Raw genomic sequence first — 25,076 nt, 5'->3', positions numbered from 1 at the left:
ACCGGATCAGTAGTGGCTGTGGACCACCGTGTTCGTATCGACCCAGTTGTAGATCCACTGCGCCTCGGGGACCGGCATGTTGACGCAGCCGTGGGAGTCGGAGTACCCGAAGCTGGAGCGCCAGCCCGCGCCGTGGAAGGCGTAGCCGCTGTAGAAGTAGCTCACCCACGGGACGTTCTCGGCGACGTAGGGGGAGCCGTCGGCGTTCTCACCGCGCATGGTCTGGGACTCGTACTGCAGGTAGACCTTGTAGGTGCCGGTGACCGTGGGGGTCTCGGCGGCGCCGTCGACGATGGAGACCGGGCCGTGCACGACGGTCGCCCCCTCGTAGGCGGTCACCGTCTTGTTCGACAGGTTGAGGTCGACCCACTTCTCACCCGGAGCGGCCTGGTAGGGCAGCTTCTCCGCACCATTGGCGATGGTGCGCTCCTTCCACTCCGCCTTGACCGTCGTGGCCTCAAAGGAGCCGGAGTAGGCCTTGTTGCTGCCCAGGGACTGCGTGATCGCGGTGGTCACCGCGTCGGCGTTGTTGACGGTCTTGCCGTCCTTGGCCTCGGTCGGGGTGGAGACCACCTGGCCGCTGGCATTGACGTTGCGTTCGCCGGTGACGGGCTCGGAGCTGGCCTCCTCAGCCTGTGACTTGACCCACTGGGAGACCTTTGAGGAGTCCACGGCGATGGTCGGGGCGGACTCGGTCGAGTTGGTGATCTTGATCCACGAGGCCTTGTCCGTGTTCTCCGCTGTGTAGGAGTCCTCACCCATGGTGATGGTGACGTCCTGGGAGACCCAGCTGTTGGCCTTGTCAGCGACCTTCTGGGCGTCGGAGTCGGAGACCTTCGGTGCGGCGTCCGTGATCTTCAGGGAGATCGATGACGAGTCCAGGGACGTGGCGGCCTTCTGCGCGGCCTGGGCCAGGGCGTTGGCGTCCAGGGAGGAGCCCTTGGCCGAGCTCGTGGTGGTGAAGGTGGTGCCGTCCTCGCTGAGGATCACGGTGGCATTGCGTGCCTTGGCGCGGTCCTCGGGGATCAGGGAGGTGGCGTAGCCGCTCACCTTGGTCTTGTCAGTGGTGGAGACCACAGGGACCTCGCTCTTGCCCTGGGAGACCAGGGCGCGGAGCTTCTCGCCGAGCGTGTCACCCCGGGCCATGACGGCGTCAGCGGTGGCCTGGGCGTCCACGGTGGTTCCCAGGTCTGTCAGGGAGGCACTGGCGGTGACGTCTCCGGAGATGCCGACCTTGGTGTTCTTGGCGCGCTCCTCAATGGTGGCCACGATCTCCTGCCGGCTCTTGCCGGAGACGTCGGTGCCGGCCACGGTGGTCCCCGGGACGGCCCGGCCGTCGTAGTGGGCGGCGTAGGCATAGCCTCCGGCGCCGACGACGCCCAGCAGGAGCAGCGCGGCGGCCGCGACCCCCAGGGGCCAGCGGCGACGACGCCGGGGCTCCTCCCGGGACGACTCCGCCTCGGGGGACGTGACCGCCGGGAAGGAGGAGGGGGCCGGGACGACTGCGGAGGGCCGGTCGGTGCCGGCAGTGACCTCGGTGCGCTCGGTGCGCTCGGTGCGCGAAGCATCCTTGCGGGTCGGCTCGCTGCTGGAGACCGGTTCTGAGGCCGCTGCCGGGGCGACCGCCTCGATCTCCTCGGTGCTGCTCTGCTCCGCGCTCATCACGCCTGCGGCGGTGCCAGCGGAATGCGCACGCGGTGCCGCGGCTCGCGCAGCCGCCTGGAAGACGGACTGACGACGCACGCCTTCGGGCTGCCCATAGGGCGTGCTGAGCACAGTGGTCTCGCTCTGGGAGGCTTCTCCCTGGTGCTGCGCACCAGTGGGGGAAGTATTGCTGCTCATGCATCCTCATCCCTCGGCCACGGGTCCCGTGCGGGGAGGCGTGTGGCCGAATCCAGTGGTCCATCCGACCTCCGGTGGTCCAAAGTCCTAGAAGGAGGTCTGATCCAGGAGCTGTTGCTGTCCCGACCTGCGTCAACGCGGCAGTGCCGTCGCCTGCGGGTCGGTCCACACCTGGTGATCACCATGACATCCGTGAAATGAGATGATGTCAATCATCCTTGGGGATGAGGCTGTGTGAGATCGCACGAATCTGGTATCGGTTCAGTTTCGCAGGGCCCCGTGGGCGTGGCGTCCACGTCCCTCCTGCGGGGCAAGAATGGGGCAAGGATGTCGATGAGGGCAGGTCCCTCGCCGTCGAACCCGCCGCGACGTGTTGTCGCCGTGATACGGCCGTAGCCCGGCTCGACCCGGCTAGACTCCACACCATGTCTGCTATTTCCACTGATGAGGTCGCACGTGTCGCGGCACTGGCTCGGGTCGCCCTGAGCGATGAGGAGGTGTCGCGCCTGGCCGGAGAGCTGGACGCGGTCGCCTCCTCCTTCGCCCGGGTTACGAGCGTGGTCACGCCCGACCTGCCGGCGACCTCCCACCCCGTGCCCCTGACCAACGTGCTGCGTGAGGACGTCCCGGCCCCCACTCTCGACGTCGACGAGCTCCTGGCCGGCGCGCCGGCCAGCGAGGACTCCATGTTCCTCGTTCCGCAGATCCTGGGGGAGGACTCCGCCTCATGAGCGCTCACAGCACCAACGCCCTGGCCGACCTCATCAGGAGCAGCGCCGCCGATCAGGCCGCGGCCCTGGCGGCGGGGGAGGTCTCCTCGCGCGAGCTCACCCAGGCCCACCTCGACCGCATCGCCGCCGTCGACGGCGCCGTCGGAGCCTTCCTCAACGTCGATACCGAGTGCGCCCTGAGCCAGGCCGACGCCGCCGACGCCGCCCGCAAGGAGGGCCAGGCGACCAGCGAGCTGACCGGTGTGCCGGTGGCCGTCAAGGACCTCATCGTCACCCGCGGCCAGGTCACCACCGCCGCCTCACGGATCCTCGAGGGATGGGTACCGCCCTATGACGCCACCCTCGTGCGCAACCTGCGCGCCGCCCGCACCCCGATCCTGGGCAAGACCAATCTCGACGAGTTCGCCATGGGCGGCTCCACCGAGCACTCGGCCTTCGGGCGCACCGCCAACCCCTGGGACCTGGGGCGCATCCCGGGAGGATCCTCGGGTGGCTCGGCCGCGGCCGTGGGCGCCTACGAGGCCCCCGTGGCCGTGGGCACCGACACCGGGGGCTCGATCCGCCAGCCCGCGGCCGTCACCGGCACGGTCGGCGTCAAGCCGACCTACGGCACGGTCTCGCGCTTCGGCGTCATCGCCATGGCCTCCTCCCTCGACACGCCGGGTCCCATGGCCCGTACGGTGCTGGACACCGCTCTACTGCACGACGTCATCGCCTCTCACGACCCGCTGGACTCGACCTCGCTGCCGGACGCCCCGCGCGACATGGCTGCCGTGGTCCGGGCCGCCCAGGAGGGAAGGGACCTGACCGGACTGCGAGTCGGCGTCATCTCCGAGCTTGACGGCGGAGAGGGCTACCACGACGGCGTCGTGGCCTCCTTCCACGCCGCCCTGGAGCTGCTCGAGGCGGCTGGCGCGCAGGTGGAGACCGTCTCCCTGCCGCACCTGGAGTACGCGCTGGACGCCTACTACCTCATCATGCCCGCCGAGGCCTCCTCCAACCTTGCCCGCTACGACGGGATGCGTTACGGCCTGCGGGTCGAACCGACGTCGGGACCGGTCACCGCCGAGACCGTCATGGCGGCCACCCGCGGGGCGGGCTTCGGTGACGAGGTCAAGCGCCGCATCATCCTGGGCACCCACGTGCTGTCGGCCGGCTACTACGACGCCTACTACGGCTCGGCCCAGAAGGTGCGCACTCTCGTGCAGCGCGACTTCGCCGCCGCCTGGGACAAGGCGGACATCCTCGTCTCGCCCACCGCCCCGGTGACGGCCTACCGCTTCGGGGAGAAGGACGACCCGCTGGCGATGTACAAGCTGGACGTGACCACGATCCCGGCCAACCTCGCGGGGGTCCCCGGCATGAGCCTGCCCTCGGGGCTGAGTGATGACGGGCTTCCGGTGGGCTTCCAGATTCTGGCGCCGCAGAGGGCCGATGACCGCCTGTACCGCGTGGGTGCCGTCCTGGAGGCCGCACTGGAGGAGACATGGGGGGCGCCGCTGCTGTCGCGTGCGCCCGAGCTGGAGGAGACACGATGAGTGACACGCTGATGGACTTCGACGAGGCCGTTCGCCGCTACGACCCGGTCCTGGGACTCGAGGTGCACGTCGAGCTGGGGACCGCCACCAAGATGTTCGACGCCGCCCCCAACGTCTTCGGCGCTCAGCCCAACACGATGGTGACCCCCACGTCGGTGGGACTGCCCGGTGCGCTGCCGGTGGTCAATGCCCGCGGTGTGGAGTACGCCATCCGTATCGGCCTGGCTCTGGGCTGCGAGATCGCGCAGTCCTGCCGCTTCGCCCGGAAGAACTACTTCTATCCGGACCTGGCCAAGGACTTCCAGACCTCCCAGTCCGATGAGCCCATCGCCTACGACGGCGCCCTGGAGATCGAGATGGAGGACGGCTCCTTCTTCACCATCCCGATCGAGCGGGCCCATATGGAGGAGGACGCCGGTAAGAACACCCACATCGGGGGTGCCGACGGCCGCATCGAGGGCGCCAGCCACTCCCTGGTGGACTACAACCGCGCCGGCGTGCCGCTGGTGGAGATCGTCACCCGCCCCATCGAGGGCACCGGTGCCAGGGCGCCTCAGGTCGCCGCCGCCTACGTGCGCACCCTGCGCGATATCTTCCGTGCCCTGGGCGTCTCCGAGGCGCGTATGGAGCGCGGCAACGTGCGCGCCGATGTCAACGTCTCCCTGCGCGAGTCGCCCGACGCGCCGCTGGGCACCCGCACCGAGACCAAGAACGTCAACACCTTCCGTGGGATCGAGCAGGTCGTCCGCTACGAGATCCAGCGTCAGGCCGCCATCCTGGCCGCCGGGGGAGAGGTGCTTCAGGAGACCCGTCACGGCCAGGCCGACGGCACCACCCGCGCCGGTCGCGTCAAGTCCGACGCCGATGACTACCGCTACTTCCCCGAGCCGGACCTGGTTCCGGTGGCGCCCAGCCGCGAATGGGTCGAGGAGATCCGTGCGGGGCTGCCCGAGATGCCCGCGGCCAAGCGCCGTCGCCTCAAGGCCGAGTGGGGCCTGAGCGACACTGAGATGCGTGATGTCGTCAACGCCGGGGCGCTCGAGCTCATCGAGGCCACCGCGGCAGCGGGGACCACCGGCCAGGCCGCCCGCAAGTGGTGGATGGGTGAGCTCTCTCGTAGGGCCAAGGAACAGGAGACCGCCCTGGAGGAGATGGCCGTCACGCCCGAGCAGATCGCCGAGCTGCAAGGGCTGGTGGATTCCGGTCGCCTGACTGACAAGCTCGCCCGCCAGGTTCTCGAAGGGGTCCTGGCCGGCGAAGGTGATCCTGAGGCCGTTGCCGCCGCTCGCGGGCTCGAGGTCGTCTCCGACGACTCCGCGCTGCTGGCCGCCGTGGACGAGGCCCTGGCCGCCAACCCGGACGTGGCGGACAAGATCCGCGGCGGCAAGGTCCAGGCGGCAGGCGCCATCGTCGGAGCCGTCATGAAGGCGACCCGCGGCCAGGCCGACGCCAAGCGCGTACGCGAGCTCGTCATGGAGCGCGTGCAGGGCTGAGGCGGGTCTCGCCGCAGGTCCGCTGAATCCTCTTCTCCTTGCATCGCCCTCTCGTACTGAGGGCGGTTCGGGACAGTCCGGCCCGTCACCGCTGCATCCAGCCAGTGGTGACGGGCCGGACTGTCCGTTGCCGGCGGTTCCCCTCAGCATCCCCGGCGGCTCGCGTCGGTGATGGAGGGTGTGCGAGCAGGGTGAGATTGCTTGCGAAAGCTGCCCGGAATCTCAGCATCCGGTCACAATGGGACCGTCATCCGAGTGGCTGGCGGTCGCTGGGAGATAGGCTCGGAGTACTGACCTCAAGTCCTGCCCATCCCACGAGGAGTGCCCATGGTTCAGCCCAGTCCCAGTTACACCGTCGCCCTGTACCTCGAGGTGCCCGCCTCCCAGAAGGCGGTGGCCCGCCTGGTCGACACTGCCACTGCGACTGGTGCCATCGTCACCGGCGTCGACGTGGCCGACTCCGACGGCGACAAGCTCACCGTCAATCTCACGGCGGACACCCGGGACTCCAAGCACCGCAACGAGCTGGTTGCCAAGTTGGAGGAGATTGACGGCGTCGTCGTCCGCAACGTCGGCGACTCGACCTTCCTGACTCACGTCGGAGGCAAGATCGAGATCGCTAGCAAGTACCCGATTCACAACCGTCGTGACCTGGCCCGTGTCTACACCCCCGGAGTGGCCCGCGTCTGCAAGGCCATCTACGACCACCCCGAGCGCGCCCGGATGCTCACCATCAAGAAGAACACCGTCGCCGTCGTCACCGACGGGACCGCGGTCTTGGGGCTGGGGGACATCGGCCCATCCGCAGCCATGCCCGTCATGGAGGGCAAGGCCGTTCTGTTCAAGCAGTTCGGCAACGTGGACGCCTGGCCGGTGGCCCTGGACACGAAGGACCCCGAGGAGATCATCTCCATCGTCAAGGCCATCGCCCCGGCCTACGGCGGCATCAACCTGGAGGACATCGCCGCCCCCAAGTGCTTCGACATCGAGGCCCGCCTGCGCGAGGAGCTCGACATCCCGGTCTTCCACGACGACCAGCACGGTACCGCCATCGTGACCCTGGCGGCCCTCATCAACGCTCTGAAGATCGTGGGCAAGAAGATCGAGGACGTGCGCATCGTCCTGTCCGGTGTCGGTGCGGCCGGCAGCGCCATCGCCAAGCTGCTCATGGCGCACGGCGCCACGGACATCGTCGGCTACGGGCGCACCGGAGCCTTGTCCGCGGCGAACACCGAGGGGATGAACGAGCACCGCAAGTGGCTGGCAGAGAACACCAACCCGCGTCAGGTGACCGGCTCCCTCAAGGAGGGCCTCAAGGGGGCCGACGTCTTCATCGGGGTCTCCTCGGGCAACCTGCTCGAGCCCGAGGACCTGGAGGTCATGAACGAGGGCTCCATCGTCTTCGCCATGGCTAACCCGATCCCGGAGGTCGACCCTATCCGCGCGGCCGACTACGCCGCCGTGGTGGCGACCGGACGCTCGGACTTCCCCAACCAGATCAACAATGTCCTGGCCTTCCCCGGGCTCTTCCGAGGTCTGCTGGACACCGGGATCACCGACATCTCCACCGAACTGCTGCGGGCCGCGTCGACCGGTATCGCCTCGGTGATCGCCGATGACGAGATCAGCCCGGTGTACATCATCCCCGGCGCCTTCGACACCCGGGTCGCCGACGCCGTGGCCAAGGCGGTCCGCAAGTTCGCTGAGACGGAGTGAGAAGCGTAGGTTCCAGGTGACGTAGCCAGGGGCGTAGACACCTTCGGGTGTCTCACGCCCCTGGCCCTACGCAGCACGTGGCCTGAGGTCGCTCATCGGTCACGACGACGGAGACATCAGCGCAGCCAGGAGTCGCCGACCAGGCGAGACCACCAGGCGCCCAGCCCCAGGGTGTCGCCGGCCCGAGTCAGGGCGAACAGGATGGCGGACAGAGTCAGAACCCAGTGAAGATCGACCAGGGGGTTGGTCGCGGCGTTCTCGGTACCTCCGGTGCCGATGGGCCACAGGGCCAGATACAACGGCACCATGAGTGCTGAGGCCGCGAATGCGCTCACCTTGAGCCCAATGCCCAGAGTCAGGGCGACGCCCACCCCGAGCATCCCAGCCATGAACAGCCAGTCCCCGACCGGGTTGGCCAGCAGCTCAAATGCGCTCCCAAAGGGGCTGTGAACTGCCACGCCCTTGATGAAGCCCTGGGCGGGCTGACCTCCGTGGATCCAGGCCATCTGACGAGGGGTGGAGAATCCGAGGCCGAACGTCTTGTCCAGGAAGGTCCACAGGAAAATGAAGCCGACGACGATCCGTAGGACGGCCAGCACGATGCGAGCCGACGGGCTGGTCACGATGTCGGATCCGGAACGAGGGCGCTTGGCGCCACGAGTGGAAGCAGGCACGGGAGGTGCTCCTTGATGATCGCTGGGGTCCGATGCCGGACGCCAGTAGTTGAATCGTAAACTGACTGGCTGATTGTAGTCATGCCGAACTGCTCGTTGGACACTGACGAATGGCGGGGTTTTGTTGATACGCAGCGATGCGTTCAGCGAAGCGGTTGGAATGGCGCGGAAAAGTCGGTGTGTCCTGGATCATGGGCGATCGGTTTGACGTCTATGGGGTGGACCTGCCTAAAGTACAGCCCGCTGCCGAACGGCCCGGGCTTCCCCCGAGACCCTCCAGCAGCGAACTCGCTACGACAGAGCGTCGATCGGTGTGACCGCGAACAATACTTCTGAGGTTGACGTCGAACCGACAAATGTTCTAGAGTAGCGGAGTTGCTCGCCAGAGCGAAGTTGAGTCCAAAGGCTTGATTGAGTTCCGGCTGGGTGTGTTGTTTGAGAACTCGATAGTGTGTCATGTTTTTTATGCCATGGCCCTGGGGGCTGCGCTTGTTTGTGTGGTTTTTGGGGTTTGTTTTGTTTTGGTTTGCCTGGCCCTCTTTGTTGTGGGGGTTGGGTTGGGCCTGGTCTGGTTTTCTGGACTGTTGTACTGACGTTGGGTTCTGGCTGGCTATTTGTTTGTGGTTGGTTGGGGCCTGGTTTTGTTGGTTTTGTTTGGAGAGTTTGATCCTGGCTCAGGACGAACGCTGGCGGCGTGCTTAACACATGCAAGTCGAACGGTGAAGGGATCAGCTTGCTGGTTCTGGATGAGTGGCGAACGGGTGAGTAACACGTGAGTAACCTGCCCCCTTCTTCTGGATAACCGCATGAAAGTGTGGCTAATACGGGATATTCTGGGTCTGTCGCATGACGGGTCTGGGAAAGATGCGCCTTTGGGTGTTTTTGGTGGGGGATGGGCTCGCGGCCTATCAGCTTGTTGGTGGGGTGATGGCCTACCAAGGCGGTGACGGGTAGCCGGCCTGAGAGGGTGGACGGTCACACTGGGACTGAGACACGGCCCAGACTCCTACGGGAGGCAGCAGTGGGGAATATTGCACAATGGGCGCAAGCCTGATGCAGCGACGCCGCGTGAGGGATGGAGGCCTTCGGGTTGTGAACCTCTTTCGCCAGTGAAGCAGGCCCGCCTCGTTGTGGGTGGGTTGACGGTAGCTGGATAAGAAGCGCCGGCTAACTACGTGCCAGCAGCCGCGGTAATACGTAGGGCGCGAGCGTTGTCCGGAATTATTGGGCGTAAAGAGCTCGTAGGCGGCTGGTCGCGTCTGTCGTGAAATCCTCTGGCTTAACTGGGGGCTTGCGGTGGGTACGGGCCGGCTTGAGTGCGGTAGGGGAGACTGGAACTCCTGGTGTAGCGGTGGAATGCGCAGATATCAGGAAGAACACCGGTGGCGAAGGCGGGTCTCTGGGCCGTTACTGACGCTGAGGAGCGAAAGCGTGGGGAGCGAACAGGATTAGATACCCTGGTAGTCCACGCCGTAAACGTTGGGCACTAGGTGTGGGGGGCCTTTTCCGGGTCTTCCGCGCCGTAGCTAACGCATTAAGTGCCCCGCCTGGGGAGTACGGCCGCAAGGCTAAAACTCAAAGGAATTGACGGGGGCCCGCACAAGCGGCGGAGCATGCGGATTAATTCGATGCAACGCGAAGAACCTTACCAAGGCTTGACATGTGCCGGTCGGCTCCGGAGACGGGGTTTCCTCCTTGTGGGGCCGGTTCACAGGTGGTGCATGGTTGTCGTCAGCTCGTGTCGTGAGATGTTGGGTTAAGTCCCGCAACGAGCGCAACCCTTGTCCCGTGTTGCCAGCACGTTGTGGTGGGGACTCGCGGGAGACTGCCGGGGTCAACTCGGAGGAAGGTGGGGATGACGTCAAATCATCATGCCCCTTATGTCTTGGGCTTCACGCATGCTACAATGGCCGGTACAGAGGGCTGCGATACCGTGAGGTGGAGCGAATCCCTTAAAGCCGGTCTCAGTTCGGATCGGTGTCTGCAACTCGACACCGTGAAGTTGGAGTCGCTAGTAATCGCAGATCAGCAACGCTGCGGTGAATACGTTCTCGGGCCTTGTACACACCGCCCGTCACGTCATGAAAGTCGGCAACACCCGAAGCCCGTGGCCCTACGGGGAGCGGTCGAAGGTGGGGCTGGTGATTGGGACGAAGTCGTAACAAGGTAGCCGTACCGGAAGGTGCGGCTGGATCACCTCCTTTCTAAGGATTGATTGCGGGGGTGGCTTCCTGGCCGTGTGTTGTCTGGATCGTTGAATGGGTCTGGGCCGGCTGGGGGGTCTGCCCTTGCGGAAGGGCCGGGCAGCCGACTGTCGTGCACTGGTGTGCGGGGTGGTTGGTTTGTCTGGTGCTGGCATGAGAGACACGCCCGCTGCTGCCCTGTTGGGTGGTGGTGGGTGCCCCCGCGTGCGTTGGTGTGTGGGGGTGGCATGCTGTCGGGGTTCTGGGGCAGTGCGCCCTGGTTGCCTGACCCGTCTGGGGCTCCTGATTTGTTGGGGGTTGTGGGTGGGTGTGGGTGGGTTGGTTGTGAACTGTATAGTGGACGCGAGCATCTTACTGTAAGATTTCTGCGACAAAATTGTTTCTTGTTTTGTTCGTGTGTCTTTGTTGTTTGTTTTTTTGAGCGTTCGGTGGATGCCTTGGCATCAGGGGCCGATGAAGGACGTGGTGGCCTGCGATATTCCTCGGGGAGCCGGCTGGCGGGCTGTGATCCGAGGGTTTCCGAATGGGGGGACCCGGCACGAGTTATGTCGTGTCACCTGCATCTGAATTGTATAGGGTGTGGGGGGTGACGCGGGGAAGTGAAACATCTCAGTACCCGTAGGAGAAGATATTCCGTGAGTAGTGGCGAGCGAAAGCGGATGATGGTTAAACCGTGTGCGTGTGATACTCGGCAGGGGTTGCGTGTGCGGGGTTGTGGGGCTGTCCTGTCCTCTTCTGCCGGAGAGGGGGCGCGTGTGCTGGCCGGTAGCTGAATCGTCTGGGAAGGCGTGGCGTAGTGGGTGATACCCCCGTAGGCGGAACTGGTTGGTGCGTGTCTGGGACAGTATTGCCCGAGTAGCACGGGGCTCGTGGAATCCTGTGTGAATCTGCCAAGACCACTTGGCTGCCTGAATACCTCCTGATGACCGATAGTGGATAGTACCGTGAGGGAATGGTGAAAAGTACCCCGGGAGGGGAGTGAAATAGTACCTGAAACCGGGCGCTTACAAGCCGTCAGAGCCTTCCGCACCTTGTGTGTGGGGGTGGTGGCGTGCCTTTTGAAGAATGAGCCTGCGAGTCAGTGGCGTGTCGCGAGGTTAACCCGTGTGGGGTAGCCGTAGCGAGAGCGAGTCCGAATAGGGCGTTTGTAGTGGCGCGTTCTGGACCCGAAGCGGGGTGATCTACCCATGGCCAGGTTGAAGCACGTGTAAGAGCGTGTGGAGGACCGAACCCACCTAGGTTGAAAACTGGGGGGATGAGCTGTGGGTAGGGGTGAAAGGCCAATCAAACTCCGTGATAGCTGGTTCTCCCCGAAATGCATTTAGGTGCAGCGTCGCGTGTTGCCCGGCGGAGGTAGAGCTACTGGGTGGCTGATGGGCCCCACAGGGTTACTGACGTCAACCAAACTCCGAATGCCGTCGGGTCTAGCGTGGCAGTGAGACCGCGGGGGATAAGCTCCGTGGTCGAGAGGGAAACAGCCCAGATCGCCGGCTAAGGCCCCTAAGCGTGTGCTAAGTGGGAAAGGATGTGCGGTCGCGCAGACAACCAGGAGGTTGGCTTAGAAGCAGCCATCCTTGAAAGAGTGCGTAATAGCTCACTGGTCAAGTGATCGTGCGCCGACAATGTAGCGGGGCTCAAGCACACCGCCGAAGCCGCGGACCCATGACATGGTTCCCTTCACCGTCCGGCTTGCCCGGGTGGTGGCAGGGGTTGTGGGTGGTAGGGGAGCGTCCTGCACCGGGGGAAGCCTGTGGGTGACTGCTGGTGGACGGTGCGGGAGTGAGAATGCAGGCATGAGTAGCGATACTAGGGTGAGAAGCCCTAGCGCCGAATGACCAAGGGTTCCAGGGCCAGGCTAGTCCGCCCTGGGTGAGTCGGGACCTAAGGCGAGGCCGACAGGCGTAGTCGATGGATGACGGGTTGATATTCCCGTACCGGCGAAGCACCGCCCATGCTGACGCGCGGGTGCTAACCCACGCCCAACCACCATATAGGCCGCATGTGTCAGGTTCGCCTGACGGTGTGGTTGTGGTGGTGGGGTCTGGGGATCCTCCGTGCAGGTAGGCAAGCGTGTTAACAGGGGTGACGCACAGTGGTAGCCCGGCGGACCTGATGGCTTGGTCCGTTCAAGCGCGCAGCCCGTCTCCCAGGTAAATCCGGGGGACTGTCTTTGATGACGGGGGTGAGGCGTGATGGTGACCTCACGTTGGTGGGGGATAACAGGGTGATCCTGGGGTGCCGAGAAAAGCCTCGACGCGATGGTGCCAGCCGCCCGTACCCTAAACCGACACAGGTGGTCGGGCAGAGTATGCCTAGGCGCACGAGTGAATCATGGTTAAGGAACTCGGCAAAATGCCCCCGTAACTTCGGGAGAAGGGGGGCCTGATCCCTGAAGCCCCATCGCGGGCTAGGGGGGAGGGTCGCAGAGGCCAGGGGGAAGCGACTGTTTACTAAAAACACAGGTCCGTGCGAAGCCGTAAGGCGATGTATACGGACTGACGCCTGCCCGGTGCTGGAAGGTTAAGAGGAACCATCAACCCCCTCGGGGGTGAAGTGGTGAATTTAAGCCCCAGTAAACGGCGGTGGTAACTATAACCATCCTAAGGTAGCGAAATTCCTTGTCGGGTAAGTTCCGACCTGCACGAATGGCGTAACGACTTCCCCGCTGTCTCAACCATGAGCTCGGCGAAATTGCAGTACGAGTAAAGATGCTCGTTTCGCGCAGAAGGACGGAAAGACCCCGGGACCTTTACTACAGCTTGGTATTGGCGCCCGCTATAGCTTGTGCAGGATAGGTGGGAGACTGTGAAGCCGTTACGCCAGTGGCGGTGGAGTCGTCCTTGAAATACCACTCTGGTTATGGCGTGCGCCTGAACCTGGGCCCGTGATCCGGGTTAGGGACAGTGCCTGGTGGGTAGTTTAACTGGGGCGGTTGCCTCCTAAAGTGTAACGGAGGCGCTCAAAGGTTCCCTCAGCCTGGTCGGCAACCAGGTGTTGAGTGCAAGTGCACAAGGGAGCTTGACTGTGAGACCGACGGGTCGAGCAGGTACGAAAGTAGGAACTAGTGATCCGGCGATCCCGTGTGGGTGGGTCGTCGCTCAACGGATAAAAGGTACCCCGGGGATAACAGGCTGATCCTGCCCAAGAGTCCATATCGACGGCATGGTTTGGCACCTCGATGTCGGCTCGTCGCATCCTGGGGCTGGAGCAGGTCCCAAGGGTTGGGCTGTTCGCCCATTAAAGCGGTACGCGAGCTGGGTTTAGAACGTCGTGAGACAGTTCGGTCCCTATCCTCTGCGCGCGCAGGAGACTTGAGAAGGCCTGTCCCTAGTACGAGAGGACCGGGACGGACGAACCTCTGGTGTGCCAGTTGTCCCGCCCGGGGCACGGCTGGTTGGCTACGTTCGGGAAGGGTAACCGCTGAAAGCATCTAAGCGGGAAACCATCTTCAAGATAAGGTCTCCACAAGAAGGACTTGTCCTTTTTGGTAGGCCCCCAGCAGACTACTGGGTTGATAGGCCAGGAGTGGAAGACCGGCAACGGTCTGTGAGCTGACTGGTACTAATAGGCCGACACAAACAACAACACCCCAACACGCCAGTGGTTAAACCCTGGCGGGGGTGAGCAACCACAGTAAAGCGAAGCGTCCACTATACGGTCCACACCCAACCCATACCACCAACCACACACAGTGTGCGTTGACAGGCGGCCCGATAACAGAATCACAAGAACACACTGACGCACTGCCCACGTAGTCGTCTCGGTGGTCACAGCGACAGGGAAACGCCCGGTATCCATCCCGAACCCGGAAGCTAAGCCTGACAGCGCCGATGGTACTGCACCCGCCAGGGTGCGGGAGAGTAGGACACCACCGAGCACAAACCACCGGTCCAGCCCCCGGCTCCGCAAGGAGCGCCGGGGGCTGAACCCATTGCCGGGACACTGTGGATTCGCCACCCACTAGCAACCACCAGCACACAACACCAATGCACGGCACGGAGCCATGCCCGAACCAGCCGCATCCACACCCGATCTGACATCGAGGCACGAAACGGTGCACCATTGTCTCTGTGACTCATAGCGACCTCCCTACCACTCCATCGGGCAACGGCCACGAACCGAGTCTCGATGCCGATCGGCTCATGCAACAGTCCGACGTCGTGCTGCACCTGGGGCGACTCATGCTCGCCGCCGGTGCCGGCTCCTACCGCATCAAGTCCTCCATGGCCAGAGCCGCCTCGGCTGTTGGGCTCGACCGCCACGAGGCGACCGTGACGATGACCGAGATCGTCACCTCCTCCTACGTCGGCAACCGTTTCCGTACCGAGGCCTGCGAAGTGCGTCGGGTCGGCGTCAACGTCGGTCGCTTAGAGGCACTGCGCCGCATCGTCCACGACCTGCGAGCACATGAGACCGTCGAGCACCTCGAGGCCAGGCTTCAACAGGTCGAGAAGATGCATGCGCGCTACAACGCCTTCACCAACGCGGCAGCCTCGGGTGTGGCCTGTGCCGGATTCTGCTTCCTCAACAAGGGCGGTTGGGTGGAGTGTCTGACGGTCCTCGTCGCGGCCTTCCTCGGACAGTTCATTCGCCGGCAAATGCTGGAGCGCCACTATCAGCACTTCTTCACCTGGCTCGTCTGCGGAGTCGCCGCCTCCGGCACCTACATGGGCATCGTGACAGCCCTGAACGCCACTGGCGTGGTGGCGGGAAACCACCAGGGCGGCATCATCTCGGCGATCCTCTTCCTCATCCCTGGTTTCCCCATGGTCACCGCCATGCTCGACCTGTTCCGACAGGACTTCTCCTCGGCCCTGTCACGCAGCGCCTACGTGCTCATGGTCATGGCTGCGGCCGGCGTCGCCGTGTGGACCGTGACCTTCATCTTCCGCTGGGATGTTGCCGCGGCCAGCGGCAGCACGCTCGACGGTCCTCTCCTCTACGTTCTGCGCTGCTTCTGCTCCTTCATCGCCGCCTACGGATTCGCCATGCTGTTCAACGCAGGCGTGAAGGCCAGCATGCTGGCTGCAGTGGTCGGGGCTCTGGCCAATACCGGCAGACTGCTTCTCATTGACGTCTTCCACGTGCCATGGCAGCTCGCAGTGGGACTGGCCGCAGTCACGATCGGCTTGCTCGCCCAACTCTTCGTCTCCCGCGCCTCCCTGTCCCGGGTGGCTCTGTCCGTTCCCGCCGTCGTCATCATGATCCCCGGAGTCCCCTTCTACCGAGCCATCTCCGCGCTCAACACGCTCTCCGTGGATAAGCTCGGCGTCGACGTCGGCGAGGCGGCCACGAACCTGGCTGAGGTCTTCTTCGTCATCACCGCTATCGGTGTCGGTTTGGCCTTGGCGCGTATCATCACCGACCATAACTGGCGCCACGACGTTGCCACCTCCGGGCACATCACGCTGCCTCGCACACACGTCGAGGCCGTGGAGCAGCCTCTGGAGGACTGACCCTCGGCCTGTGCTCGCCTGTGACTACTGATGGTGGCCCGCCGCTGACATGCAGCGACGGGCCACCATTGATGATGCGGGACCCATGAGGCTCAGGGGAGCGGGTCACAGTCCGCCGAGGACCTGCGCAATTCCGCCGAGGACCTGCGCAATGAAGATCTTGACGATCATCGCCACCGGATAGACCATCGCGTACCCCAGCGCCACCCGCGGGTCGGCGCCGGTGCGCTCGTTGGCGAAGGCCAGAATCGCCGGCTGGGTCTGGGCGCCACCGATGAGGCCTGACAGGCGAGTCCCACCCATCTTGACGATCCAGCGCATGGAGACGTAAATCCCCAGTCCGACGATGGTGGTGACGACGAAACCGGTGACGAAGATCCTCCACCAGTCACCACCGGTGAAGGCATGCGCGATCTCCCCACCGGCCTTCGTACCCGCCTGGGCCAGGAAGACCAGGAGCCCGAACTCCGACAGCACCGCCGTGGCAGTGAAGGGCATGGCGGTCACGAACTTCCCGATGCGGCCAATGCGTCCGAAGATGAGTCCGATCAGCAGTGTTCCGGCAGCCGATCCGATGGAGAAGGTCGCTCCGGTAGGCGTGAGGAACTTCCACTCACCGATGACGATGCCCAGTGCCATCCCCAGGCCCAGCGCCACCGGGTTGATAGAGGACAGGCCGCGCGAGGAGTCGCCGAAGTACGTGGAAATATCCTTCATGCGCCCGGTCGGGCCCACGACGCGCACCCGGTCTCCCTGCTGCAGCACCAGGTCCGGGGTGCCCACCATGTCGACGTCGCCGCGGCGTACCCGCGAGATCGTTGCCCCGAAACGGCTGTCGATATCCAGCTCACCGATGGTACGGCCGGCCAGCTTCGGGTCCGAGACTGTGATCCGGCGGAAGTCGAGATACTTGCGGTCCTCAATGAGTGAGTGCGAGGAGCCGTGGCCCACCGCCTTGATCGCCTGGTTGACGGCGTCCTGGGTGCCGACGACGGTGATGAGGTCGTCCTTGTACAGCCGGTCGTCATTCTTCGGCCGGGTGATCGGCCCCTTCTCACCCCGGCGCAGACGAGAGAAGCGCAGCTGTCCCGAGATGGTCTCAACGATGTTGCCCAGGAGCGGGCCGTCCTCGCGCTCCACCCGGATGGTGCGGTTGATGAGAGGGGAGGGAGTGTCCTTGTCGCTGCGCCGGTAGCGCAGCGCCAGCAGACAGAAGAACAGCATGCCGATGACACCGTAGAGGTAGGTGACGGCATAGGCGACGGTGGCGTCACCCGGTCCCGCCTTGTCTCCGGCCATGGCGGCGGCGTTACCGGCTGCGGCCAGGGCGGGCGTGTTCGTGACGGCGCCGGCGAAGGCTCCCGCGATCATCGCCGCCTTGAGCCCGAGGAGACGTCCCACGCCCACGGCTGCCAGGGTTGCCACGCCCAGAATGCCCAGGAGGAGCGCCAGCGGCCCACCGGCGGTTCGGATGACGTGGAAGAAGTTCGGCCCGGACTGGATGCCGATGGCGAAGGTGAAGATCGCCAGCCCCAGGGTTCCCAGCTCCTTGGGAACCTCAATCGGGGTGGAGGCTGACGCTCCCCACGCCGCCAGCGCGATGCCGCTGAACAGGACGGCCGCTGCGCCCAGGCTCACGCCCTTGATCTTGATGTGCCCGAGCAGCATCCCGGCGCCGACCAGGAGGAATAGGACGAGAACCGCGTTGCCGGCCAGATGGTGGAGGACATTGGCGTGCGCCACCTTCCAGATCAGCAGTGCGGTGCTGCAGACCAGAAGGGCCGCTGCCGGGATGCGTATGCTCCCGCGCCTGGCGCGCCAGAGCAGCATCCCGGAGCCAACCATGAGCAGGACGATGACAACCGGGTTGTCCAACAGGTAGTCCAGGACCATAGCCACGTCGCTAGTGCCGCCTTCCGTGTCGCCGCTGAAGCTGAAAGTGACGCAGCGGACAGTTTGTCAGGAGTAACAGGAGCATTGTGTCATCTCCGTCGGCGTCGATGACGTACCAAGGTCCGTGATTCCACGGGGGAGCGGACAGGGCCTCTCGCGCGGCGAGCCGCCATGCCGCTAACATGCCACCTGGTCCGTGATTCCACGATGTGAGATTGCCGCCGTCTCATTATGACTCTGTGCGGAGACTGATCTAACGTTCATTACCCGGCAGGTCGCCGGTCAGTAGGCACGGAGAAGGAGAGCGAGCGATGACACGCGAAGACGCTCCCGCACGTCAGGACCACCAGGTCATGACAGGCGCCCAGGCTCTGGTGCGCGCGCTGGAGGAGCTAGGCGTCACAGACATCTTCGGGATGCCGGGCGGCGCCATCCTGCCCTTCTACGACCCCCTGCTCGCCTCGACGAAGATCCGTCACGTCCTGGTGCGCCACGAGCAGGGCGCTGGTCATGCCGCCGAGGGATACGCCATGGTCACCGGTCGCCCCGGGGTGTGCGTGGCCACCTCTGGCCCCGGCGCCACCAACCTCATCACACCCATCGGTGACGCCCACATGGACTCCGTGCCCATGCTGGCCATCACCGGGCAGGTCGGAAGCCGCGGAATCGGGACGGACGCCTTCCAGGAGGCCGACATCGTCGGGGCCACGATGCCCTTCGTCAAGCACTCCTTCCTCATCACTCGCGCCGAGGACATCGTCCCGTGCGTGGCTGAGGCCTTCCACATTGCCTCCACCGGACGCCCCGGCCCGGTCCTCATCGACATCTCCAAGGATGCCCAGGAGGGACCCACCGAGTTCGTGTGGCCCCCGGCCCGTGACCTTCCCGGCTACCGCCTGCCGGGTAAGCCCAATCAGCGGCGCCTGGCCCAGGCCGCCGAGGTGATCTCCGCTGCCGAGCGACCCGTCCTCTACCTGGGCGGTGGCCTGAACCGGGCGCAGGTTCCCACCGAGGATCTGACGGAGCTCATCGAGCTCATTGGAGCGCCCTTCGTCACCACCCTGACCGCCCTGGACGTCATGCCCAGCGAGCACCCGCTCAACCTGGGGATGCCCGGAATGCACGGTACTGTGGCCGCCGTCGGGGCCTTGCAGCGGGCCGACGTCGTCGTCTGCCTGGGAGCCCGCTTCGATGACCGGGTCACCGGCAAGCCGGACACCTTCGCCACCAAGGCCTCGGTGATCCACGTCGACGTCGACCCCGCCGAGATCTCCAAGATCCGCACCGCCGACGTCCCGATCGTCGGGGACCTGGCCGACGTCGTCCCCGCCCTGAGCGCTGAGTTCCGCGACCACGTCGCCGCTGAGGGGCGGGTGGACATCGCCCCGTGGCGCCGTGAGATCGAGCGCATCCAGGCCACCTACCCTACGGGTTGGACCGACACCGACGACGGACTGCTTCAGCCTCAGGAGGTCATCACCCATCTTGATCGGGCGGCCTCCGAGGACACCATCTGGGTCACGGGCGTGGGCCAGCACCAGATGTGGTCGGCCCACTACCTCACCTTCCGCCGTCCGCACACCTGGCTCACCTCGGCCGGCGCCGGCACCATGGGCTACGGCCTGCCCGCCGCCATGGGTGCCAAGGAGGCCTGCCCCGACCGGCCGGTGTGGCTCATCGACGGAGACGGGTGCTTCCAGATGACCAACCAGGAGCTGGCCACCTGCACCCTCAACAACATCCCCATCAAGGTCGCCATCATCAACAACTCCTCGCTGGGGATGGTGCGGCAGTGGCAGACGCTGTTCTACGGGCAGCGCTACTCCAACACTGATCTGCATACCGGCGCCGGAACGGTGCGCGTCCCCGACTTCGTCAAGATGGCCGAGGCCTACGGGGCCGTTGGGCTGCGGTGTGAGCGCCTGGAGGACCTGGACGACGTCATCGCCCAGGCCAATGCCATCAACGACCGCCCCGTCGTCGTCGACTTCATCGTCTCCGCGGACGCCCAGGTGTGGCCCATGGTCGCGGCCGGGGTATCCAACGACGAGATCCAGCACGCCCGCGGCATGAGCCCGGTGTGGGAAGAGGAGTGAGCGCCGTGAGCGAGAAGCACACCCTGTCCGTCCTGGTGGAGAACAAGCCCGGCGTCCTGACCCGGGTCTCGGCGCTGTTCACGCGCCGGGGCTTCAACATCCACTCCCTGGCCGTGGGGCCCACCGAGCACGAGGACATCTCGCGCATCACGGTGATCGCGGACGCCGAGGGACTGGCCATGGAACAGGTCACCAAGCAGCTCAACAAGCTGGTCAACGTCCTCAAGATCGTCGAGCTCGACCCCGACACCTCGGTCGAGCGCGAGCTCTACCTCATCAAGGTGCACGCCGATGACGCCAATCGCACGGCGGTGCTCCAGGTCGTCGACCTGTTCCGCGCCCACGTCGTGGACGTCGCCCCCACGTCGGTGGTCATTGAGACCATCGGCTCAGAATCCAAGGTCAAGGCTCTACTGACGGCTCTCCAGCCGTACGGTGTCAAAGAGATTGTCCAGTCCGGTGCCGTGGCGATCACGCGCGGCCCACGATCCATCACCGATCAACTCAAGGAGAAGTGAGAAGCAATCATGGCAGCTGAGAAGTTCTACGACGACGACGCCGACCTGTCCGTCATCCAGTCCAAGAAGGTCGCCGTCATCGGCTACGGTTCCCAGGGGCACGCTCACGCTCTGAACCTGCGCGACTCCGGTGTGGAGGTCGTTGTCGGCCTGCGCGAGGGCTCGGCCTCTGTGGCTAAGGCTGAGGAGGCGGGCCTGCCCGTCAAGCCGATCGCCGAGGCCGTGGCCTGGGCCGACGTCGTCACCGTCCTGGCCCCCGACCAGGTGCAGGCCACCCTCTACCGCGAGGAGATCGAGCCGAACATCAAGGCCGGCTCCGCCCTCCTGTTCTCCCACGGCTTCAACATCCACTTCGGCTACATCAAGCCGTCGGCGGACATTGACGTCGTCATGGTGGCCCCCAAGGGGCCCGGCCACACCGTGCGCCGCGAGTTCGAGTCCGGCCGAGGCGTGCCCGTGCTCGTCTGCGTGGAGCAGGACGCCTCCGGCACCGCCTGGGACCTCGTCCTGTCCTACGCCAAGGCCATCGGCGGTACCCGCGCCGGCGCCATCAAGACCACCTTCCGCGAGGAGACCGAGACCGACCTCTTCGGTGAGCAGTCGGTCCTGTGCGGTGGCGTCTCCAAGCTCATCCAGTACGGCTTCGAGACCCTGGTCGAGGCCGGCTACCAGCCCGAGATGGCCTACTTCGAGGTCTGCCACGAGATGAAGCTCATCGTGGACCTCATCAACGAGGGCGGTATCTCCAAGCAGCGCTGGTCCTGCTCCGACACCGCTGAGTACGGCGACTACGTCTCCGGCCCGCGCGTCATCACCCCCGAGGTCAAGGAGCACATGAAGGAGGTCCTGTCCGACATCCAGGACGGCACCTTCGCCAAGCGCTTCATGGACGACCAGGCCGCCGGCGCTCCGGAGTTCAAGAAGCTCCGGGCCGAGGGTGAGGCGCACCCCATCGAGGCCACCGGCCGCGAGGTGCGTTCGATGTTCGCCTGGCGCGCCGACGTCGACAAGGACTACACCGAGGGCTCCGTGGCCCGCTGAGGACTTGTGATCCGTTGACAACGGGCGGTGCCCCGATGGCCTGACGTCATCGGGGCACCGCCCACGTCGTGCGACGGCACTACTGGGGTGAGGCGAGCCGGCGTCGCTGGAGGCGAACGGTGAGAGCCACCAGGGCCATGACCGCGCCCATGAGGCCCACGAGCAGGGCGGCGCCGCGTCCCGGGCCGATGCCGACGACGGCTCCCACACTGGTGGACAGCGACCGTCCGGGCTCTAGCAGGGGCTGGAGCACATGGTCCACCAGTGCCCCGGAGCACAGGTAGGCCACCAGGTAGCCCATCTGGGTGACCAGGCTGATCGTGCCCCAGGTGCGTGCCTGCCGAGTGTTGTCGACCTGCGTGCGCACCAGGACCTCCGCACCCGCCTGGGACAGGGGCAGGCAGGCGAAGGTGAGGAAGCCGCAGGCGGCCACCCACCAGGCGCCCGGCCCCAGGGGGACCAGCGCCATGGCGGCGCCGGTTCCGGCCAGCCCTGCGGCAAGCAGTGTCGTGGGCTGGGCGCTCTTCCAGGCCGTGACCAGGGCCGCGCCCACGAGCATGCCGGTGGCGGCCACCGTCTCGACCACCCCCATCTCGGCGGTGCTCACGGTGGGCAGGAGAATCGGCTTGATGAGAACCTGGATGACTCCGATGGAGAGGGTCGCCAGCATCATGAGAGTCACGAGGGTACGCAGACCGGGGGAGGCAATGATGGTCCTCCAGCCCGCTATGACGTCGCGGTCGTCACCGGGCTGGGACACTGCGCGCCGCGAGGCACCTGCTGCCAGAGCCTGGCGCACTGTCATGGTGCACGCCACGGTGACCAGGCAGGTGCTGGCGTCCAGCAGCACGAGACCCCGGGGGCCGACAAGAGGCATGAGGAACCCCGCCGCGGCCGGCGCCAGCAGGTACTTGGCAGCGGAGGCGAGCTGGAGCAGACCGGAGGAGCGCACGTAGTCCTCCTCGGTCACCAGGTCGGTGACGCTGGCCCGCAGCGCCGGCTCGGTCAGGGCCGCCAGGCAGGAGGAGGTGACGGCTCCTGCGCAGATCCAGCCCAAGGAGGGCCGGGGCGAGGATAGGGCCGTCAGGATGACGCCCAGCCCGAGAATCGAGCCGGCGTCACCGATCATCATCATCAGGCGGCGGTCGTAGCGGTCTGCGAGGACCCCGGCCAGGGGTGCCAGAAGAACAATGGGGGCGAAGGCGCTCATCTGGACGGCTGCCACTGAGGATGCCGTCCCGTAGACGCGCAGCACGACGACGGCCAGGCCGAAGGCGCTCAGGCCCGTTCCCAGCGAGTTGATGAAGGAGCCCAGGACCAGCAGTCCGACGTGCTTCATGGCTCCGCCTTCGTCAGGAAGCCGAGGCTGCCGGGCTCGGCACCCAGGAGGGTCTCACTGGCCCAGATGAGGGTCTCTTGGCGGCGGGCGAGCTCAGCAGGGCTGGGCTTCATGATGTCCTGGTCCAGGAGGATGCCCGAGGCGCTCAGCAGCAGCTCGATGACGTCATGGGGACGCTCGGTGGTGAAGGTCCCCTCGGCCACCCCCTGGGTGATCACCTCGGCCAGGACCGGGGTGAGGTGCTCGATCATTGCCGTGATGGACAGCAGGTGGAACTCCGCGTTGCCCGGCGCGTGGAACTGGTCGACGAGGTCGGTCTCGGTGTCCACCAGCCTCATCGCGCTCATGATCGCTGCGAGCTTGTCGGCCGCCGGGGCCGATGAGGTGGCGATCTCGCGGGCCTGCTGCTCGACCTGGTGGACGATGCGCAGGACCAGGGCCTTGAGGATCTGCTCCTTGCTGGGGAAGTGGTAGTAGAGCGTCCCCTTGGCGATGCCCACGATCCTCAGGATGTCCTCCATGGTCGTGGGTTGAAAGCCCTTGGTGGTGAACAGGGTGTGGGCGGCGTCGAGAATCTCCTCGCGGCGTTGCGCGGCGGGGCGGTGGATGCGCGGCATGGCTCCTCCTTGGTGTGTCGGAAACAGACTAACCGACCGACGGTCGAGACGCGAGTGCGCACTTCCGTCATGCGGACTCTTTGTCTCGCATCCTGATCCTGCCCTAAGGTGGCCCCATGACGCAGACCATCAAGCTGGCAGTAATCCCGGGTGACGGCATCGGTAAGGAGGTCGTCCCCGAAGGGCTCAAGGTCCTCGAGCGAGCGCTGGAGGGAACCGGGGTCACGGTCCGTCCCACCACCTTCGACCTGGGGGCCGAGCGCTGGCACCGCACCGGCCAGACCCTCACCGATGAGGATCTCGAGGCCATCAAGGCCCATGACGCCATTCTGCTGGGAGCCGTCGGCGATCCCTCCGTCCCCTCCGGCGTGCTCGAGCGCGGTCTGCTCCTGCGCCTGCGCTTCGCCTTGGACCACTACGTCAACCTGCGTCCCTCGGTGTACTACCCGGGCGTGCCGACGCCGTTGGCCGATCCCGGCGACATCGACTTCGTCGTGGTGCGCGAGGGCACCGAGGGCCTCTACTGCGGTAATGGCGGCGTCGTGCGCCAGGGCACGGCGCACGAGATCGCCACCGAGGTCAGCGTCAACACGGCCTACGGGGTGGAGCGCCTGGTCCGCTACGCCTTCGCCAAGGCCCAGGCCAGGGCGGCGAAGCACCTCACCCTCGTCCACAAGCACAACGTGCTCGTCCACGCCGGCGACCTGTGGCGGCGCACCGTGGAGGCCGTCGGCACCGAGTACCCCGAGGTCGCCGTCGACTACTGCCACGTGGACGCCGCCACCATCTACATGGTGACCGACCCCGGCCGCTTCGACGTCATCGTCACCGACAACCTCTTCGGAGACATCCTCACCGATGAGGCCGGCGCCGTCACCGGCGGCATCGGCCTGTCGGCCTCGGGCAACATCAATCCCGAGAGGGCCTTCCCCTCCATGTTCGAGCCCGTCCACGGCTCGGCCCCGGACATCGCCGGTCAGGGCAAGGCGGACCCGACCGCCACGATCAGCGCGGTGGCCCTCATGCTCGACCACCTCGGGCTGCCCGAAGTCGCGGCGAAGGTCGAGGCCGGAGTCACTGCGGACATGGCCACTCGGCGCGGCGGCGCCCAGCGCTCCACCAGCCAGATCGGTGACGCCATCGCCGAGGCGGTGACGGCCGGGGTCGATACGTCATCGCTTTGAGACCCTACGGCCCTCTTCGTGTCCGGAGCGTGATCGCAGTACGCGAGCGGGCCGTTACATTCCGAGTATGTCGCTACTCGGTCCCCGACGTCGGACAGCCGTCTGCCTCCTGCTCGCCGGTCTCACCGGTCTGTGTGGGTGCGACGTCCTGACCGACGCCCCACTGACCGACTCTGAGATGTCCGCCTTCCTGGCCGAGGCGGACTCACGCGCCACCCGATCGCGGGGACATGCTTTCCAGGCGACCGCGGTGGCGGCAGCGGATCAACGCTCCGCCATCACGGGGGCCCTGTCGCTCTCCCGGATCCGGAGCGACGCCGCTGTGGAGGCCGCGACGCTGGCCACCAGGGCCGCAGCGGTGGCGAGTGACCTGAGTCAGGCCGAGTCCGCCGGCCTTGAGGTTGCGAGGTCGGTGCTCGACCAGGCGATGCAGGGCGACGACGTCGAGGCGATCACGACGGCGCTCACGAACCTTCGTGACGCCGTGGCTGCGGCCGAGTCCGCGGTCTCCTCCCGGCGCTCGTCTCAGGACCGGGCGGCTGCGCCCGGGGAGGAGAGCTCGACAGGAGTTCCTGGCAGGGGAGGGGACGGCGAGTCCGCAGAGGCAGACCGGCCGGGGGAGGGGGAGCCCGAGTCTCCCGCCCAGGTCGGCACCCCGTCCGATAGCGAGCCATCGGCCCCCCAAGACTCCGCTGAACCGGCCCAGGGATCGTCCTCTTGAGGGGAGCAGCCTC

At 65.6% G+C, this 25,076-nt stretch carries 15 protein-coding genes and 3 rRNA genes; 13 read left to right on the top strand and 5 right to left on the bottom strand.

The genetic code is table 11. The features are described 5' to 3' along the window. Positions 1-6: 6 nt before the first annotated feature. Positions 7-1,842 carry a L,D-transpeptidase gene (locus tag AXE84_RS00955; protein ID WP_060956513.1) on the bottom strand — a complete coding sequence of 612 codons (1,836 nt, stop codon included), beginning with the start codon at positions 1,840-1,842 and terminating at the stop codon, positions 7-9. A 425-nt stretch (positions 1,843-2,267) separates the two neighbouring features. On the opposite strand from AXE84_RS00955, the gene gatC reads away from it, so the two are divergent. The 4 genes from gatC (at position 2,268) to AXE84_RS00935 (ending at position 7,320) form a co-directional block, all read left to right on the top strand. Then, on the top strand, positions 2,268-2,573 hold the full coding sequence (gatC, locus tag AXE84_RS00950) for an Asp-tRNA(Asn)/Glu-tRNA(Gln) amidotransferase subunit GatC (protein WP_003789737.1): 306 nt from the start codon (positions 2,268-2,270) through the stop codon (positions 2,571-2,573). Continuing rightward, positions 2,570-4,111 (top strand): Asp-tRNA(Asn)/Glu-tRNA(Gln) amidotransferase subunit GatA, encoded by a 1,542-nt coding sequence (gatA, locus tag AXE84_RS00945; protein ID WP_060956512.1) that lies wholly within the window; start codon positions 2,570-2,572, stop codon positions 4,109-4,111. Before gatC ends, gatA begins: the two co-directional genes overlap by 4 nt. Next, positions 4,108-5,604 (top strand): Asp-tRNA(Asn)/Glu-tRNA(Gln) amidotransferase subunit GatB, encoded by a 1,497-nt coding sequence (gene gatB, locus AXE84_RS00940; RefSeq protein ID WP_010614758.1) that lies wholly within the window; start codon positions 4,108-4,110, stop codon positions 5,602-5,604. Before gatA ends, gatB begins: the two co-directional genes overlap by 4 nt. A gap of 327 nt (positions 5,605-5,931) precedes the next feature. Beyond that, complete coding sequence (locus AXE84_RS00935) at positions 5,932-7,320, top strand: NAD(P)-dependent malic enzyme (protein ID WP_060956511.1); 1,389 nt, start codon at positions 5,932-5,934, stop codon at positions 7,318-7,320. A 116-nt stretch (positions 7,321-7,436) separates the two neighbouring features. Here the strand turns inward: AXE84_RS00935 and AXE84_RS00930 are convergent, their stop codons facing one another. Beyond that, entirely contained in the window at positions 7,437-7,994 is a 558-nt protein-coding gene (locus AXE84_RS00930; RefSeq protein WP_010614761.1) for a hypothetical protein, read from the bottom strand. A gap of 651 nt (positions 7,995-8,645) precedes the next feature. On the opposite strand from AXE84_RS00930, the gene AXE84_RS00925 reads away from it, so the two are divergent. The 4 genes from AXE84_RS00925 to AXE84_RS00910 all read left to right on the top strand — a co-directional run bounded on the left by AXE84_RS00925 (position 8,646) and on the right by AXE84_RS00910 (position 15,654). Next, a 16S ribosomal RNA gene (locus AXE84_RS00925) occupies positions 8,646-10,198 on the top strand. Between the two features lie 403 nt (positions 10,199-10,601). Next, positions 10,602-13,784 (top strand): 23S ribosomal RNA (locus AXE84_RS00920). A gap of 173 nt (positions 13,785-13,957) precedes the next feature. Further along, positions 13,958-14,075 (top strand): 5S ribosomal RNA (rrf, locus tag AXE84_RS00915). The 16S, 23S and 5S rRNA genes sit together here, the layout of an rRNA operon. A 265-nt stretch (positions 14,076-14,340) precedes the next feature. Then, complete coding sequence (locus tag AXE84_RS00910) at positions 14,341-15,654, top strand: threonine/serine ThrE exporter family protein (protein WP_010614786.1); 1,314 nt, start codon at positions 14,341-14,343, stop codon at positions 15,652-15,654. Between the two features lie 105 nt (positions 15,655-15,759). Here the strand turns inward: AXE84_RS00910 and AXE84_RS00905 are convergent, their stop codons facing one another. Next, positions 15,760-17,547 (bottom strand): aspartate:alanine exchanger family transporter, encoded by a 1,788-nt coding sequence (locus tag AXE84_RS00905; RefSeq protein WP_010614787.1) that lies wholly within the window; start codon positions 17,545-17,547, stop codon positions 15,760-15,762. A 311-nt stretch (positions 17,548-17,858) separates the two neighbouring features. Here AXE84_RS00905 and AXE84_RS00900 point away from each other — a divergent pair, with 311 nt between their 5' ends. The 3 genes from AXE84_RS00900 to ilvC are packed head-to-tail and all read left to right on the top strand — an operon-like array spanning position 17,859 to position 21,202. Then, positions 17,859-19,643, top strand: a complete 1,785-nt coding sequence (locus AXE84_RS00900; RefSeq protein WP_010614788.1) for an acetolactate synthase large subunit — start codon at positions 17,859-17,861, stop codon at positions 19,641-19,643. 5 nt (positions 19,644-19,648) lie between these two features. Beyond that, a complete protein-coding gene (gene ilvN, locus AXE84_RS00895; RefSeq protein ID WP_003784785.1) occupies positions 19,649-20,161 on the top strand; it encodes an acetolactate synthase small subunit in 513 nt (170 codons plus the stop codon). A 9-nt stretch (positions 20,162-20,170) separates the two neighbouring features. Beyond that, positions 20,171-21,202, top strand: coding sequence for a ketol-acid reductoisomerase (ilvC, locus tag AXE84_RS00890; RefSeq protein ID WP_004565332.1), 1,032 nt, complete (start codon positions 20,171-20,173; stop codon positions 21,200-21,202). Between the two features lie 79 nt (positions 21,203-21,281). Here the strand turns inward: ilvC and AXE84_RS00885 are convergent, their stop codons facing one another. Both AXE84_RS00885 and AXE84_RS00880 read right to left on the bottom strand, forming a co-directional pair. Then, the gene (locus AXE84_RS00885) at positions 21,282-22,541 is read right to left on the bottom strand and encodes an MFS transporter (RefSeq protein WP_060956510.1); all 1,260 of its coding nucleotides are present in this window, start codon (positions 22,539-22,541) and stop codon (positions 21,282-21,284) included. Continuing rightward, positions 22,538-23,158 carry a TetR/AcrR family transcriptional regulator gene (locus AXE84_RS00880; RefSeq protein WP_010614791.1) on the bottom strand — a complete coding sequence of 207 codons (621 nt, stop codon included), beginning with the start codon at positions 23,156-23,158 and terminating at the stop codon, positions 22,538-22,540. The genes AXE84_RS00885 and AXE84_RS00880 overlap by 4 nt, the downstream gene beginning before the upstream one ends. 116 nt (positions 23,159-23,274) lie before the next feature. Between AXE84_RS00880 and AXE84_RS00875 the strand changes: the two genes are divergently transcribed. Both AXE84_RS00875 and AXE84_RS00870 read left to right on the top strand, forming a co-directional pair. Continuing rightward, a complete protein-coding gene (locus AXE84_RS00875) occupies positions 23,275-24,342 on the top strand; it encodes a 3-isopropylmalate dehydrogenase (RefSeq protein WP_010614792.1) in 1,068 nt (355 codons plus the stop codon). A gap of 67 nt (positions 24,343-24,409) precedes the next feature. Then, a complete protein-coding gene (locus tag AXE84_RS00870; protein WP_010614793.1) occupies positions 24,410-25,063 on the top strand; it encodes a hypothetical protein in 654 nt (217 codons plus the stop codon). Positions 25,064-25,076 lie beyond the last annotated feature (13 nt).

The sequence above is a fragment of the Actinomyces oris genome (assembly GCF_001553935.1).
Classification (GTDB): domain Bacteria; phylum Actinomycetota; class Actinomycetes; order Actinomycetales; family Actinomycetaceae; genus Actinomyces; species Actinomyces oris_A.
Note: the sequence above shows the minus strand (reverse complement) of the source record. Positions and strands in the feature narration are given on the sequence as shown.

Coding starts and splice junctions, on each gene's coding strand:
- AXE84_RS00955 (WP_060956513.1), bottom strand. CDS start 1,842: ATGAGCAGCAATACTTCCCCCACTGGTGCGCAGCACCAGGGAGAAGCC.
- gatC (WP_003789737.1), top strand. CDS start 2,268: ATGTCTGCTATTTCCACTGATGAGGTCGCACGTGTCGCGGCACTGGCT.
- gatA (WP_060956512.1), top strand. CDS start 2,570: ATGAGCGCTCACAGCACCAACGCCCTGGCCGACCTCATCAGGAGCAGC.
- gatB (WP_010614758.1), top strand. CDS start 4,108: ATGAGTGACACGCTGATGGACTTCGACGAGGCCGTTCGCCGCTACGAC.
- AXE84_RS00935 (WP_060956511.1), top strand. CDS start 5,932: ATGGTTCAGCCCAGTCCCAGTTACACCGTCGCCCTGTACCTCGAGGTG.
- AXE84_RS00910 (WP_010614786.1), top strand. CDS start 14,341: ATGCAACAGTCCGACGTCGTGCTGCACCTGGGGCGACTCATGCTCGCC.
- AXE84_RS00905 (WP_010614787.1), bottom strand. CDS start 17,547: ATGGTCCTGGACTACCTGTTGGACAACCCGGTTGTCATCGTCCTGCTC.
- AXE84_RS00900 (WP_010614788.1), top strand. CDS start 17,859: ATGACACGCGAAGACGCTCCCGCACGTCAGGACCACCAGGTCATGACA.
- ilvC (WP_004565332.1), top strand. CDS start 20,171: ATGGCAGCTGAGAAGTTCTACGACGACGACGCCGACCTGTCCGTCATC.
- AXE84_RS00885 (WP_060956510.1), bottom strand. CDS start 22,541: ATGAAGCACGTCGGACTGCTGGTCCTGGGCTCCTTCATCAACTCGCTG.
- AXE84_RS00880 (WP_010614791.1), bottom strand. CDS start 23,158: ATGCCGCGCATCCACCGCCCCGCCGCGCAACGCCGCGAGGAGATTCTC.
- AXE84_RS00875 (WP_010614792.1), top strand. CDS start 23,275: ATGACGCAGACCATCAAGCTGGCAGTAATCCCGGGTGACGGCATCGGT.
- AXE84_RS00870 (WP_010614793.1), top strand. CDS start 24,410: ATGTCGCTACTCGGTCCCCGACGTCGGACAGCCGTCTGCCTCCTGCTC.